Source organism: Staphylococcus sp. HMSC072B07, assembly GCF_001815505.1.
In the GTDB taxonomy this organism is placed as follows: domain Bacteria; phylum Bacillota; class Bacilli; order Staphylococcales; family Staphylococcaceae; genus Staphylococcus; species Staphylococcus simulans.
In genome coordinates, this window is the sequence record NZ_KV820933.1 from 1 (window position 1) to 394 (window position 394).

General features: G+C 37.6%; 1 protein-coding gene. It reads left to right on the forward strand.

The window, feature by feature from the left end; genetic code table 11:
* Positions 1-394: hypothetical protein (locus HMPREF3031_RS13480; protein WP_180364337.1), on the forward strand; the 394-nt coding region annotated here is incomplete at both ends.

The window sequence follows — 394 nt, forward strand, 5'->3', positions numbered from 1 at the left end:
AACAAAGCAACTTCTGAGTTAGAAAAAGCAATCGAAAATAAAGTGACTCAAGATAAAGTCGATGCCTTCAACAAAGCACTTGAAGCGTTGAAAGCACAACTTGCAAGCTCAAGAACAGTGGTTAAAGATAACTTCACACCAAACAGTGTTGCTCCATTCGAAGATGCACAAGCGGTAGCTCAAGGAATCGTGAACAATCCTGAATCTGTAACAGTGGAACAAGTTGTCAAAGCAACAGAAGTCTTGAAATCAACACAATCAAGCTTAGTAACCAAAGCAGATAAATCAGAACTTGAAAAAGTGATTAAAACTGCTGAAGGTTTAGATTTGAACGTGACTGATAAAGAAGACAAAGCTGTAAAAGATGCATTAGATACAGCAGTAACTGTTGAAG